Origin of the sequence: Streptomyces sp. NPDC001796, assembly GCF_042892355.1 — a bacterium.
Lineage (GTDB): Bacteria > Actinomycetota > Actinomycetes > Streptomycetales > Streptomycetaceae > Streptomyces.
In genome coordinates this window covers 654,572-667,469 of the sequence record NZ_JBIAUC010000001.1, presented here as the reverse complement: position 1 = coordinate 667,469, position 12,898 = coordinate 654,572, and the positions used below count along the sequence as shown (strand labels likewise).

At 70.4% G+C, this 12,898-nt stretch carries 11 protein-coding genes; 1 reads left to right on the top strand and 10 read right to left on the bottom strand.

Annotated features, from left to right (window positions below; translation table 11 throughout):
- Nucleotides 1-53: 53 nt before the first annotated feature.
- From ACFYZE_RS02955 to ACFYZE_RS02940, 4 genes are all read right to left on the bottom strand, one after another.
- A complete protein-coding gene (locus ACFYZE_RS02955) occupies nt 54-530 on the bottom strand; it encodes a GNAT family N-acetyltransferase (protein WP_388987578.1) in 477 nt (158 codons plus the stop codon).
- A complete protein-coding gene (locus ACFYZE_RS02950; RefSeq protein ID WP_388987575.1) occupies nt 527-1,471 on the bottom strand; it encodes an RluA family pseudouridine synthase in 945 nt (314 codons plus the stop codon). Before ACFYZE_RS02950 ends, ACFYZE_RS02955 begins: the two co-directional genes overlap by 4 nt.
- Before the next feature lie 84 nt (nt 1,472-1,555).
- Nucleotides 1,556-2,176, bottom strand: coding sequence for a signal peptidase II (gene lspA, locus ACFYZE_RS02945; RefSeq protein ID WP_388987573.1), 621 nt, complete (start codon nt 2,174-2,176; stop codon nt 1,556-1,558).
- A gap of 77 nt (nt 2,177-2,253) precedes the next feature.
- Nucleotides 2,254-3,939, bottom strand: coding sequence for a TraR/DksA family transcriptional regulator (locus ACFYZE_RS02940; RefSeq protein ID WP_388987570.1), 1,686 nt, complete (start codon nt 3,937-3,939; stop codon nt 2,254-2,256).
- A gap of 609 nt (nt 3,940-4,548) precedes the next feature.
- Between ACFYZE_RS02940 and ileS the strand changes: the two genes are divergently transcribed.
- Complete coding sequence (ileS, locus tag ACFYZE_RS02935; protein ID WP_388987567.1) at nt 4,549-7,686, top strand: isoleucine--tRNA ligase; 3,138 nt, start codon at nt 4,549-4,551, stop codon at nt 7,684-7,686.
- A gap of 206 nt (nt 7,687-7,892) precedes the next feature.
- Here the strand turns inward: ileS and ACFYZE_RS02930 are convergent, their stop codons facing one another.
- From ACFYZE_RS02930 to ftsZ, 6 genes are all read right to left on the bottom strand, one after another.
- Nucleotides 7,893-9,032 carry a DivIVA domain-containing protein gene (locus tag ACFYZE_RS02930; protein WP_388987564.1) on the bottom strand — a complete coding sequence of 380 codons (1,140 nt, stop codon included), beginning with the start codon at nt 9,030-9,032 and terminating at the stop codon, nt 7,893-7,895.
- Nucleotides 9,033-9,084: 52 nt separating this feature from the next.
- Nucleotides 9,085-9,375 (bottom strand): YggT family protein, encoded by a 291-nt coding sequence (locus tag ACFYZE_RS02925; protein WP_103839876.1) that lies wholly within the window; start codon nt 9,373-9,375, stop codon nt 9,085-9,087.
- A 52-nt stretch (nt 9,376-9,427) separates the two neighbouring features.
- Entirely contained in the window at nt 9,428-10,069 is a 642-nt protein-coding gene (sepF, locus tag ACFYZE_RS02920; RefSeq protein WP_388987561.1) for a cell division protein SepF, read from the bottom strand.
- A 129-nt stretch (nt 10,070-10,198) separates the two neighbouring features.
- On the bottom strand, nt 10,199-10,918 hold the full coding sequence (locus ACFYZE_RS02915; protein WP_388987558.1) for a YggS family pyridoxal phosphate-dependent enzyme: 720 nt from the start codon (nt 10,916-10,918) through the stop codon (nt 10,199-10,201).
- A gap of 6 nt (nt 10,919-10,924) precedes the next feature.
- Nucleotides 10,925-11,653, bottom strand: coding sequence for a peptidoglycan editing factor PgeF (gene pgeF / locus ACFYZE_RS02910; protein WP_388987555.1), 729 nt, complete (start codon nt 11,651-11,653; stop codon nt 10,925-10,927).
- Nucleotides 11,650-12,837, bottom strand: coding sequence for a cell division protein FtsZ (ftsZ, locus tag ACFYZE_RS02905; RefSeq protein ID WP_388987552.1), 1,188 nt, complete (start codon nt 12,835-12,837; stop codon nt 11,650-11,652). The genes pgeF and ftsZ overlap by 4 nt, the downstream gene beginning before the upstream one ends.
- Nucleotides 12,838-12,898: the final 61 nt, after the last annotated feature.

Here is a 12,898-nt window from a genome sequence, read left to right as displayed (position 1 = left end):
CAGCAGGTCTCAAGCCTGCCATGCCACCCTTCTCACCCGTCTTTCCCACTTCACTACAGTGAGCGCCGCATCGATCGGTGCGGTATCCCCGCGTCGGGGAACTCCGGCCCGTACGCCGTGTACCCCAGCCGCTCGTAGAAGCCCAGCGCCTGGGTCTGCGCATGCAGTTCCACCGCCGTCAGACCACGCGCGCGTGCCGCGTCCTCGATGGCCCGGACCAGCGCCGCGCCGACACCCAGCCCGCGTGCCTCCCGTGTCACCGCGAGCCGTCCGAGCGAGCCCACCGACGTGTCGCCGCCGTTCTTGGCGGCGGCCGCCTCCCCGTACAGCAGCCGGCCCGCACCGAGCGGGACGCCGTCCTCCCGTACGGCCAGGACGTGCACGGCACCGGCGTCGTAGGCGTCGTACTCGATGTCCTCGGGCACGCCCTGCTCGGCGACGAAGACCTCCTTGCGGACCTCGAAGCACGCCTCACGGTCGGCGGGGTCGTCGGCGATCCGCACGACGTACCCGGCGTTCCCGGCGCTCATGCCCAGCTCTCCTCGCGCACCTTGTCCAGCGCCTTCTGCAGGTCGGCGGGGTAGGCGCTCTCGAACTCCGCCCACTGCCCGTCCCCCGGGTGCTCGAAGCCGAGGCGCACGGCGTGCAGCCACTGGCGGGTCAGGCCGAGCCGCTTGGCGAGCGTCGGGTCCGCGCCATACGTCAGGTCGCCGACGCACGGGTGCCGGTGGGCGGCCATGTGGACGCGGATCTGGTGGGTACGCCCCGTCTCCAGCTTGACGTCGAGCAGGGAAGCCGAGCGGAACGCCTCAAGCAGGTCGTAGTGCGTGACCGAGGGCTTGCCGTCGGCTGTCACCGCCCACTTGTAGTCATGGGTGGGGTGGCGGCCGATGGGCGCGTCGATGGTGCCGCTGGTCGGGTCGGGGTGGCCCTGGACGAGCGTGTGGTAGCGCTTGTCGACCGTGCGCTCCTTGAACTGGCGTTTGAGCGACGTGTAGGCGCGCTCCGACTTGGCCACCACCATCAGGCCGGACGTGCCCACGTCGAGGCGGTGGACGATGCCCTGGCGCTCGGCGGCGCCGGAGGTGGAGATCCGGTAGCCGGCCGCCGCCAGGCCGCCGATCACGGTCGGTCCGGTCCAGCCGGGGCTGGGGTGCGCGGCGACGCCGATCGGCTTGACGATCACGACCACGTCCTCGTCGTCGTGCACGATCTCCATGCCCTCGACCGGCTCGGCGACCACCTGCACCGGCGCGGGCGCCTGCGGCATCTGGACCTCGAGCCAGGCGCCGCCGCGCACCCGCTCCGACTTGCCGACCACCGCGCCGTCGACCTGCACCTTGCCCGCCGCGGCCAGCTCCGCGGCTTTGGTGCGGGAGAAGCCGAACATGCGGGAGATGGCGGCGTCGACGCGCTCGCCCTCCAGGCCGTCGGGCACGGGCAGGGTACGGATCTCGGGAAGGGTGCTCACCCGTCGAGTATGCCGGACGGGTGCCCCGGCCCCGAGAGGAGCCTGTGGACAGCGGCCTCGGCCCCTGTCCACAGCCCCGCCATCTCAGTCCTTGTGGACGGTGCCGTCCGGGTCGAGCCCGCGGAAGGACAGCAGCACGATGAGGATGCCGCCGCAGACGATCGCCGAGTCGGCCAGGTTGAAGACGGCGAAGTGCTTGGGCGCGATGAAGTCGACGACCGCGCCCTCGAACACGCCCGGCGAGCGGAAGATCCGGTCGGTGAGGTTGCCGAGCGCGCCGCCGAGCAGCAGGCCGAGGGCGATCGCCCAGGGCAGGCTGTAGAGCTTGCGGGCGAGCCGGGCGATCACCACGATCACCGCCGCCGCGATCACCGTGAAGATCACCGTGAAGGCCTCACCGAAGCCGAAGGCCGCACCCGGGTTGCGGATCGCCTCGAACTTCAGCCAGTCCCCGATGATCTCGATCGGCTCGTGGTGCTCCAGCTTCGCGACCACGATCAGCTTGCTGACCAGGTCCAGGGCGTACGCGAAGGCGGCGACCGCGAACAGGACCGCGATCCGGCGCCTGCCCCTGGGGCGCTCGGCGGCGCCGGAACCCGGCTCCTGGGTTCCGGCACCCTCGGCCGGGGCCCGCCCGTCGGACTGCTCCGGCCCGGTCGCGTCTGGGATGTCCGGCGTACCGATGATGCGCTCCGCCTCTGCCACGTGAATCCCTCAACCTAGGTGCCCTGACTGGACGAGACTACGACACCACCGCGCCGGATCACGTGTTCAGGCGGGGCTCACGGGCGGCGTTCCCGCTTCTGCTTGCATTCCACGCACAGGGTGGCACGCGGAAAGGCCTGCATACGGGCTTTTCCGATGGGGTTGCCGCAGCTCTCGCACAGGCCGTAGGTGCCGGAGTCGAGGCGTTCCAGGGCGTGTTCCGTCTGTTCGAGCATCTCCCGGGCGTTGTGGGCGAGCGCCATCTCGTGCTCACGGGTGATGTTCTTGGTGCCGGTGTCCGCCTGGTCGTCGCCCGCGCCGTCCCCGGAGTCGCGCATCAGGCCGACCAGCGCCTGTTCGGAGGCGTCGATCTCGCCGCGCAGCCGAATGGCCTCGGACTCCAGCTCGGCGCGTGCCTCGGCCACCTCCTCGGGGGTCCACGGGTCCTCTCCGGGGCGCACCGCCAGTTCCCCGGGCTCGGCCGCGGCGATCCTCGCTTTGGGGACCGCGGTGGGGCCCGTGTCCGCCGTGGCCGTCCCAGGAGTCTTCTTCGCAACCACCGTCGTGGCTCCCGTCTGCTTCGCGGCCTGGACCTCGCCCGCCTTCTTGGCCGTGCTCTTCTTGGCCGCACTCTTCGTGGGGGTGCTTTTCGTCGTGCCGTCCTTCGCGGCGCTCTTGTCGGCAGCGGCTTCGGAGGGGGCCGCCTTCTCGGCGGCGGCCTTCCCGGCCGCCGTCCTGGGGGTGGCGGCCTTCTTGGCCGCCGTCTTGGGAGTGACGGCCTTCTCGGCCGCCGCCTTCTTGGCAGCGGCCTTCTTGGCTGCCGCCTTCTTCGCGACGGTGCTGGTCACCGGAGCCTCCTTGCCGGGCGCCGCCTTCTTCGCCGCCGCCTTCTCGGGAACAGTGCCGGGTGCTGCCGCCTTCCTGGCAGCGACACCCTTGGTTGCCGTTTTCTTGGCCGCCGCCTTCTTGGTGACGGACTTCTCGGTGACGGACTTCTTGGCCGCCGCCTTCTTCGGTACGGCCTTCTCGGCCGCCGCCTTCTGGGCCGCCGTCGCCTTCTCGGCCGCCGCCTTCTTGGCGGCGGTCTTCCTGGCCGGTGCCGTCCGGGTGGTGGTCTTCTTCGTCACCGTCTTCTTCCCGACGGCCTCCTTCACCACCGCCCTTTTCCCTGCGGTCTTCTTCGTGGCGGCCTTCTTCGCCACCGTCTTCTTCGCGGCGGCGCTCTTCTTCGCCGCCGTCTTCCCGGCGGCGGTGCCGGTCGCCGTCGCCTTGCCCGGCGCCGCCTTCTCAGCCGCCGGCCGCTCGGGGTCGCCTTCCTTCCTGGCCGCCTTCTTCGAGGGTGCCGCCTTCGACTCCTTCCGGCGGGCGCCGGCCTGCCCGGCCGGCGCCTTGCCGGAGGCCGTGCCCCCACGGGTCCGCTCGCCCGTCCTGGCAACCGCCGCCCTCATCGCGCCCGGCCCCTCCGAGGCGCTCACGAGGTCGGTCTCCCCACCGGGGGCGGCGGTTCCCGCTCCAGCGCCCTTGGGCGCCGCCGTGCTCCTTCCCTGCGCCCCCGTCACCCCGGCGCTGTGCGCACCTTTCCCGGCCCCGGCCCCTGTCGGGGCCTGGCCGAGCCGGCCGGCCGTCCCCACCCTCCGCCTCGCCCCCGCCGTATGGGTGGTCTTCTTTCCGTCCACGTTCCTGGCCGCCACACCGCCGGAGGCAGCCGCACCCGTGGTTCTGCCGGACGCCGACTGCTGTACGGCGGTCTTCTTCACCACCATGGCCGCGGCCCCTTCACATATTGTGATCTTGCGCGCAAATCGTTCTGGGACGATAAATCGACTTCTGTCCCGCGGCAACGGGGCACGCCCGCGAATCGCCCGCCACGCGCGTGCCCTGCGGCGAGCCTGCATCCGTTGTGCCCAGCTCTCCGCCCGGTAATCCGCCGGGCCCCCGCTCCCCGAATCCGGCAGGCCGGCGTCTCGCCATTCGGGTCACCCGCGGGCCCGTCGCGCCCCCGGCCGCCGGAGCGGGAAATACGGTCGGCCGCTGTCCGTGCGGCGCCGTACACTGGGCGGAGCGAAAAGCGTGGATGGGGACGAGTAGCGGCGTAGGCAGCCCAGAGCGACCCGGGGACGGTGTGAGCCCGGGGGCGAGCGCGACGTGAAGATCACCCCGGAGCCGCCGGAAGAACGCCCCAGCGAGAGCGCAGGGGTCAGTAGAACCGGCTTCGCGACCCCAATGAGGGGGCTCACCGGCGCGTACGGCGCACCGGGGAGCCAAGGAGGGTGGTACCGCGGGAGCGCGCCGCACACGGCGTACGGAGAATTCTCGGAATTCCCGGCTCTCGTCCCTCCGACGGAAGCAGCACGTCCGCCGGAGGAAGATCGATGACGCAGTACCGCCAGGTGCCCGCCCAGGTCGACCTGCCCGCGCTCGAGCACGCGGTGCTCGACTTCTGGCGCGAGCAGAAGATCTTTGCCAAGAGCCTGGAGCAGTCCGAGGGCCGCCCCGAATGGGTGTTCTACGAGGGTCCGCCCACCGCCAACGGCATGCCGGGCGCCCACCACATCGAGGCGCGCGTCTTCAAGGACGTCTTCCCCCGCTTCCGCACCATGCGCGGCTACCACGTGGCCCGCAAGGCCGGCTGGGACTGCCACGGCCTCCCGGTGGAGCTGGAGGTCGAGAAGGAGCTCGGCTTCAGCGGCAAGAAGGACATCGAGGCGTACGGCATCGCCGAGTTCAACGCCAAGTGCCGCGAGTCCGTGACCCGCCACACCGACGCCTTCGCCGAGCTGACGACCCGCATGGGTTACTGGACGGACCTCGACGGTGCCTACCGCACGATGGACCCGGCCTACATCGAATCCGTCTGGTGGTCGCTCAAGCAGATCTTCGACAAGGGGCTCCTGGTCCAGGACCACCGCGTCGCCCCCTGGTGCCCGCGCTGCGGCACGGGCCTGTCGGACCACGAGCTGGCGCAGGGCTACGAGACGGTCGTGGACCCGTCGGTCTATGTCCGTTTCCCGCTCACCTCCGGTCCGCTGGCCGGCGAGGCCGCTCTCCTGGTGTGGACGACGACCCCCTGGACGCTGGTCTCCAACACCGCGGTCGCCGCCCACCCCGAGGTCACCTACGTCGTCGCGACGAACGGCGCGGAGAAGCTCGTCGTCGCCGAGCCGCTCGTCGGCAAGGCGCTCGGCGAGGGCTGGGAGACCACGGGCCAGACCTTCACCGGCGCGGAGATGGAGCGCTGGACGTACCAACGACCCTTCGAGCTGGTCGAGTTCCCCGCCCCGGCCCACTACGTGGTGAACGCCGAGTACGTCACGACCGAGGACGGTACGGGTCTGGTCCACCAGTCCCCCGCCTTCGGTGAGGACGACCTCAAGGTGTGCCGCGCGTACGGCCTGCCCGTGGTCAACCCGGTGCGCCCCGACGGCACCTTCGAGGAGGACGTCCCGCTGGTCGGCGGCGTCTTCTTCAAGAAGGCGGACGAACGGCTCACCGAGGACCTGCAGCAGCGCGGTCTCCTCTTCAAGCACATCCCGTACGAGCACAGCTATCCGCACTGCTGGCGCTGCCACACCGCGCTCCTCTACTACGCGCAGCCGTCCTGGTACATCCGCACCACGGCGATCAAGGACCGCCTCCTCGAGGAGAACGAGAAGACCAACTGGTTCCCGGAGACCGTCAAGAACGGCCGGTACGGCGACTGGCTGAACAACAACATCGACTGGGCGCTGTCCCGCAACCGCTACTGGGGCACCCCGCTGCCGATCTGGCACTGCGAGGACGGTCACCTCACCTGCGTCGGCTCCCGCGCCGAGCTGACCTCGCTGACGGGTGCCGACCAGTCGGAGCTGGACCCGCACCGCCCGTTCATCGACGAGGTCACCTTCGCCTGTCCGCTGGACGGCTGCGGGAAGACGGCCACGCGCGTGCCCGAGGTCATCGACGCCTGGTACGACTCGGGCTCGATGCCGTTCGCGCAGTGGGGCTACCCGTACAAGAACAAGGAGCTGTTCGAGTCCCGCTACCCGGCGCAGTTCATCTCCGAGGCCATCGACCAGACCCGCGGCTGGTTCTACACGCTGATGGCGGTCGGCACCCTGGTGTTCGACAAGTCGTCGTACGAGAACGTCGTCTGCCTGGGCCACATCCTCGCGGAGGACGGCCGCAAGATGTCCAAGCACCTGGGCAACACCCTGCAGCCCATCCCGCTCATGGACCAGCACGGCGCGGACGCGGTGCGCTGGTTCATGGCGGCCGGCGGCTCCCCGTGGGCGGCGCGCCGCGTGGGCCACGGCACGATCCAGGAGGTCGTCCGCAAGACGCTCCTCACCTACTGGAACACGGTCGCCTTCCAGGCCCTGTACGCCCGCACCTCGAACTGGGCGCCGAGCGAGGCCGACCCGGCCCCGGCCGACCGCCCGGTCCTTGACCGCTGGCTGCTCTCGGAGCTGCACGCGCTCACCGACCAGGTGACGCAGGCGCTCGATGCGTACGACACCCAGCGCGCCGGCAAGCTGCTGTCCGCGTTCGTCGACGACCTCTCCAACTGGTACGTCCGCCGCTCCCGCCGCCGCTTCTGGCAGGGCGACAAGGCCGCGCTGCGCACGCTGCACGAGGTCCTGGAGACGGTGACGAAGCTGATGGCGCCGATCACCCCGTTCATCACCGAGCGGGTGTGGCAGGACCTGATCGTGCCGGTGACCCCGGGCGCCCCGGAGTCGGTGCACCTGGCGTCCTGGCCGGAGGCGGATCTGTCGGCGATCGACCCGGAGCTGTCGCAGCAGATGGTCCTGGTGCGCCGTCTCGTGGAGCTGGGCCGTGCCACGCGCGCGGAGTCGGGCGTCAAGACGCGCCAGCCGCTGTCGCGTGCGCTCGTCGCGGCGGCCGGCTTCGAGTCCCTGGACAAGGAGCTGCACGCGCAGATCACGGAGGAGCTGAACGTCTCGTCCCTGGCGTCCCTCTCCGATGTCGGCGGCTCCCTGGTCGACACCACGGCGAAGGCGAACTTCCGGGCGCTCGGCAAGCGTTTCGGCAAGCGTGTCCAGGACGTGGCCAAGGCCATCGCGAACGCCGACGCGGCGGCGCTGTCCCTGGCGCTGCGCGCGGGCACGGCGTCAGTGGAGGTCGACGGCGAGACCGTCATCCTCGCCCCGGACGAAGTGATCATCACGGAGACCCCGCGCGAGGGCTGGTCGGTGGCGTCCGACTCGGGCGCGACGGTCGCCCTCGACCTGGAGATCACCGAGGAGCTGCGGCAGGCGGGCCTCGCCCGTGACGCGATCCGGCTGATCCAGGAGGCCCGCAAGAACAGCGGCCTGGACGTCGCCGACCGCATCGCGCTGCGCTGGACCGCGACGGACCCGGCGGTCATCGCGGCCCTGACCGAGCACTCGGGGTTGATCGCCGAGGAAGTCCTCGCCACGGACTTCGCCCAGGGCGAGGCGGACGAGACCTACGGTGAGCCGTTCACCGACGAGGGTCTGTCCCTGACCTTCCGCCTGCGCAAGGCGTAAGGCCCACACCAAGGCCCGGGTCCGCCAAGAATCTTGGTGGGCCCGGGCCTTCGGCGTTGTGTCCATACGCACAGGCGCTCTCCGGTCCGAACACGGGCGCCAGGGACTTCGCACGAAAGAGATGCCACACGAAAGGGCGGGGCCCCGGATCGAGATCCGGGGCCCCGCCCTGAACGCTGCCGACGCCTACGGCGTCTTCACGACCCTCAGTTGTCGTCCTCGTCGATGAGGAACCCGCGCATCGGCGAGGGCGCCTGGCCCATCGGCGACGGGCCCTGCGGGCGGACCGGCGCCATCGGCTGGGTCATCGCCGGGGACATCTGCTGCTGGCCGCCGTAGGACGGAGCAGAGGGAGCCGGGCCACCACCCATCGTCTGGTTGCCGCCGTACGACGGGGCGCTCGCACCGGCCGGGGCCATCGACGGCGCCGACGGCGACGGCAGGGAGGCCGTGGCCGGGGTGCGCGGCGGGGCCAGCGAGTCGTCGGCCTGGGTCTCCAGCTGACGCAGCTGCGACTCCAGGTACGACTTCAGGCGGGTGCGGTACTCGCGCTCGAAGCCCCGCAGGTCCTCGACCTTGCGCTCCAGCGTGGCGCGAGCGGACTCCAGGGAGCCCATCGCGACGCGGTGCTTCTCCTGCGCGTCCCGCTCCAGGGCGTCCGCCTTGGCACGGGCGTCGCGCTCCAGACCCTCGGCGCGGCTGCGGGCCTCACCGACGATCTTGTTGGCCTCGGCGCGGGCCTCGGCGATCGCCTGGTCGGCGGTCTGCTGGGCCAGCGAGAGAACACGCGCGGCGCTGTCGCCACCGGGACCCTGGCCGGGCATGCCCGGACCACCCATGGGGCCGCCCATCGGACCGCCCATGGGGCCACCCATCTGCTGCTGCATCGGGGGCTGGCCACCCATCGGCCCCTGACCCATCGGACCCTGGCCCATCGGACCCGGTCCCTGGGGACCACCCTGACCGCCGCCGGGGCCGGCCGGCAGCTGCGGGGCACCGCTCGGCAGCTGGGGCGGGCCACCCATGGGGCCGCCCATCTGCTGCTGCGGCGGGCCCGATATCCCGGCGGGAACGGGCGCCCCGGGACCGCGCATGCCCTGCTGCTGGTGCTGCTGGTGCTGCTGGTCCTGGCCCTCCGGGGGCTTGCGCATGTTCTGCTGGTTCTGCGCGGCGGCACGAGTGGCGGCGGCCAGCTTGGCGCGCAGGTCCTCGTTCTCCCGGAGCAGGCGGGTCAGTTCGGCTTCGACCTCGTCGAGGAAGGCATCGACCTCGTCCTCGTCATAGCCTTCTCGGAGGCGGACGGTCGTGAACTGCTTGTTCCGAACGTCCTCGGGGGTCAGCGGCATGTCTTCACCTCAACGTAGTCATCGGCAGTCGGCAAGACCGTATCGTCCACATTCACCTCGCGAAGCTGCCCACGATCGAGATAAGGATGTAGACGATGATCATCAGTACGAAGAAGGACAGGTCGAGCGCCACGCCCCCGAGACGCAGCGGCGGGATGAACCGCCGCAGAAGCTTCAGCGGTGGATCGGTGACAGTGTAGGTGGCCTCCAGAACGACCACCATCGCCTTGCCGGGTTGCCATGAGCGGGCGAACTGGAAGACGTAGTCCATGACCAACCGGAAAATCAGCACGACGAGGAAGCACATCAGCGCGATGTAGACAACCTGTAGGAACACGCCCATGGTCCGCGCTTCCCTCTCCCCTGCTCCCGTGCCGTCTTTCCGGTCGTGCGTCTCAGCTCTGGTTGAAGAACCCGCCCTCTGCGATGCGGGCCTTGTCCTCCGCCGTGACATCGACGTTAGCAGGCGACAACAGGAACACCTTCTGCGTCACCCGCTCGATGCTGCCGTGAAGACCAAACACCAAACCGGCCGCAAAGTCGACAAGTCGCTTCGCATCTGTGTCATCCATCTCAGTCAGATTCATGATCACAGGAGTGCCCTCACGGAAGTGTTCCCCGATGGTACGGGCCTCGTTGTAGGTCCGGGGGTGAAGCGTGGTGATCCGGTACGGCTCTCGTTCGGACACGACCTTGGGCATGATCACCGGCGCGTTCTTCTCCAGGCTCTGGCGTTCTTGTGTGATGGATGCCACGGGCGCGATGCGGGCCGGACGCCCGGATTCCGCGGGTAGCGAAGCGGAAGGGGACACGGGATCGCGTGGCGCCGGCGGCTGCACCACGCGTACCGATTCGTCCCTTTGGGGATGAAGTGCCTGGTGCGCCTGGTGAGTCGGTTCGTGCCGCCTGCGGTCCCGCTCCGGCTCCGGATCGAGCTCGGGCTCGAAGTCGTCATCGGGGTCGAAACCCCGGCCGTCGTACCCATCGTCCTCCACGAGGCCGAGGTAGACCGCCATCTTGCGCATCGCGCCGGCCATGCTCTGAGTCCTCCGCTCTGTGGTGGATCGGCTGACGACTGCCAAGTGCCCGCGATCCACGAGGTCGTTACGCCCGCCTATCAGCGGTAATGACCATATTTTCTGCTGTGGTCCGACTTCTTGGCGACGTTACCCGAGCCTGGGGCGGACTCCGAGTACCGCAGTGCCGACGCGCACATGTGTCGCCCCGGCCGCAACGGCCTCCTCGAGGTCCGCACTCATTCCTGCCGAGACCATGGTGGCAGCCGGATGGGCCCTGCGCAGGTCGGTCGACAAATCCATGAGCCGCTCGAACGCCGCCCGTTGACGCCCCGCGTACTCGCCGGTGAGCGGGGCGACCGTCATCAGGCCGTCCAGCCGCAGCCCCGGCGCGTTCGCGACGAGGTCGCCCAACTCTTCGATTCCTTCGGGCGCCACACCTCCGCGTTCCCCTCGGCCGCTCGCCCCCGCGTCGAGCGCGACCTGGATGAGACAGCCCACCTCGCGCCCGGCCCGTACGGCCTCCTTGGACAGTGCCGTCACCAGCTTGGAACGATCGACGGACTGCACAAGATCCGCGTAACCGACCACGGATCGCACCTTGTTGGTCTGCAACTGACCGACAAAATGCCATGAAAGCGGCAGATCCGAGCAAGCCGCCGCCTTCGGTGCCGCGTCCTGATCGCGGTTCTCGGCGACGTGCCGCACACCGAGTTCCGACAGAATCCGCACATCGGAGGCGGGATAGGTCTTGGTGACCACGATCAGGGTCACCTCCTCGCGCTTGCGCCCGGCGGCCGCGCACGCGGCGGCGATCCGATCCTCCACCTTCGCGAGGTTCGTGGCGATGTGATCCTTACGGTCCGTCATGCCCCATCAGTCCAGCCAGACATAACCCGCGAGCCGCCCGGTCGTACGGTCACGGCGGTACGAGAAGTGATCGTGCGACTCCAGCGTGCACACCGGCGACTGCGCCCGGTCGCGCACCCCGAGCCGGTCGAGCTGCGCGTGCACGCCGGCGGTCACGTCGACCGCGGGAGTGCCCCAGCTCGTCTCGGCGTGCGCCACCGGTTCGACGGCGGACACCTCGGCGCGCATCGCCTCCGGCACCTCGTAGCACCGGCCGCAGACCGCGGGTCCCGTACGGGCGACGATCCTGGACGGGTCGGCGCCCAGTTCCATCATCGCGCGGACGGCGGCGGGGACGACTCCGGCGACCATGCCGGGCCGGCCGGCGTGGGCGGCGGCCACGATGCCTGCGGTCGGGTCGGCGAGCAGGACGGGGGTGCAGTCGGCGGTGAGCACCGCGAGGGCGAGACCGCGCCGGGCGGTGACGATCGCGTCCACCTCGGGTACCGGATTTTCACCCCAGGGGGCGTCCACCACGGCCACTTCGGCACCGTGCACCTGGTTCATCCACACCACCCGGGCCGGATCGAGGCCGAGCGACTTCGCGGCCAGCTCCCGGTTGGTGCGTACGGCCTCGGGGTCGTCGCCGACCGCGCCGCCGAGGTTGAGCTCCTCGTACGGAGCGGCGCTCACCCCGCCCCACCGGTCGGTGAAGGCGAAGTGCGCGCCGCTCAGGGTGTCGCGCTGTCCTATCACTTGAGGAAGTCCGGAACGTCCAGCTCCTCGGCCGCGCTGTCCGAGTAGGTCCGCGACGGCGGCACCGACGGCGGGGGCACCGGGAGGTCGGCAACCGGCTCCGGGGCGGGCTCCGGAGCCTCCTTCGGCGTGACGCTGCCGAGCGAGCCGAAGGACGGGCGGCTCTCGGCGGGGCGGACCGGCTCGTCGCGCTTGAGCGAGGACGAGCCGAGGACGTTCTCCCGCTTGGCCGGGGGCTGGCCGCCGTCGAAGCCGGCGGCGATCACGGTGACCCGGACCTCGTCGCCGAGGGCGTCGTCGATCACCGCACCGAAGATGATGTTGGCCTCGGGGTGGGCGGCCTCGCTCACCAGCTGGGCGGCCTCGTTGATCTCGAACAGGCCGAGGTCGGAGCCGCCGGAGATGGACAGCAGCACACCCCGGGCGCCGTCGATGGACGCCTCGAGGAGCGGCGAGGAGATCGCCATCTCGGCCGCGGCCACCGCGCGGTCGTCGCCGCGGGCCGAGCCGATGCCCATGAGGGCGGAACCGGCCTCGGACATCACGGACTTGACGTCGGCGAAGTCGAGGTTGATCAGGCCGGGCGTGGTGATGAGGTCGGTGATGCCCTGGACACCGGAGAGCAGGACCTGGTCGGCCGACTTGAAGGCGTCGAGGACCGAGACCTGGCGGTCCGAGATGGACAGCAGCCGGTCGTTCGGGATGACGATGAGGGTGTCGACCTCTTCGCGGAGGGCCGCGATGCCGTCCTCCGCCTGGTTCGCGCGGCGCCGTCCCTCGAAGGTGAACGGGCGCGTGACCACGCCGATGGTGAGTGCGCCGAGCGAGCGCGCGATGTTGGCCACGACGGGCGCGCCGCCGGTGCCGGTGCCGCCGCCTTCACCGGCCGTCACGAAGACCATGTCGGCCCCCTTGAGGACCTCCTCGATCTCCTCGCGGTGGTCCTCGGCGGCCTTGCGGCCGACCTCCGGGTTGGCCCCGGCGCCGAGTCCGCGCGTGAGTTCCCGGCCGACGTCCAGCTTGACGTCGGCGTCGCTCATCAACAGAGCTTGCGCATCGGTGTTGATGGCGATGAACTCGACGCCCTTGAGACCGACCTCGATCATCCGGTTGATGGCATTGACACCACCGCCGCCGACACCGATGACCTTGATGACTGCGAGGTAGTTCTGCGGTGCTGCCACGTCGAAGGCCTCTCGCCTCGAATTACGTTGCCGTCGCCCCGCGGGTGACCCGCGGCCCGAC

Coding starts and splice junctions, on each gene's coding strand:
- ACFYZE_RS02940 (WP_388987570.1), bottom strand. CDS start 3,939: ATGGTGGTGAAGAAGACCGCCGTACAGCAGTCGGCGTCCGGCAGAACC.
- ACFYZE_RS02915 (WP_388987558.1), bottom strand. CDS start 10,918: ATGACGGACCGTAAGGATCACATCGCCACGAACCTCGCGAAGGTGGAG.
- ACFYZE_RS02925 (WP_103839876.1), bottom strand. CDS start 9,375: ATGGGCGTGTTCCTACAGGTTGTCTACATCGCGCTGATGTGCTTCCTC.
- ACFYZE_RS02930 (WP_388987564.1), bottom strand. CDS start 9,032: ATGCCGCTGACCCCCGAGGACGTTCGGAACAAGCAGTTCACGACCGTC.
- sepF (WP_388987561.1), bottom strand. CDS start 10,069: ATGGCCGGCGCGATGCGCAAGATGGCGGTCTACCTCGGCCTCGTGGAG.
- ileS (WP_388987567.1), top strand. CDS start 4,549: ATGACGCAGTACCGCCAGGTGCCCGCCCAGGTCGACCTGCCCGCGCTC.
- ACFYZE_RS02955 (WP_388987578.1), bottom strand. CDS start 530: ATGAGCGCCGGGAACGCCGGGTACGTCGTGCGGATCGCCGACGACCCC.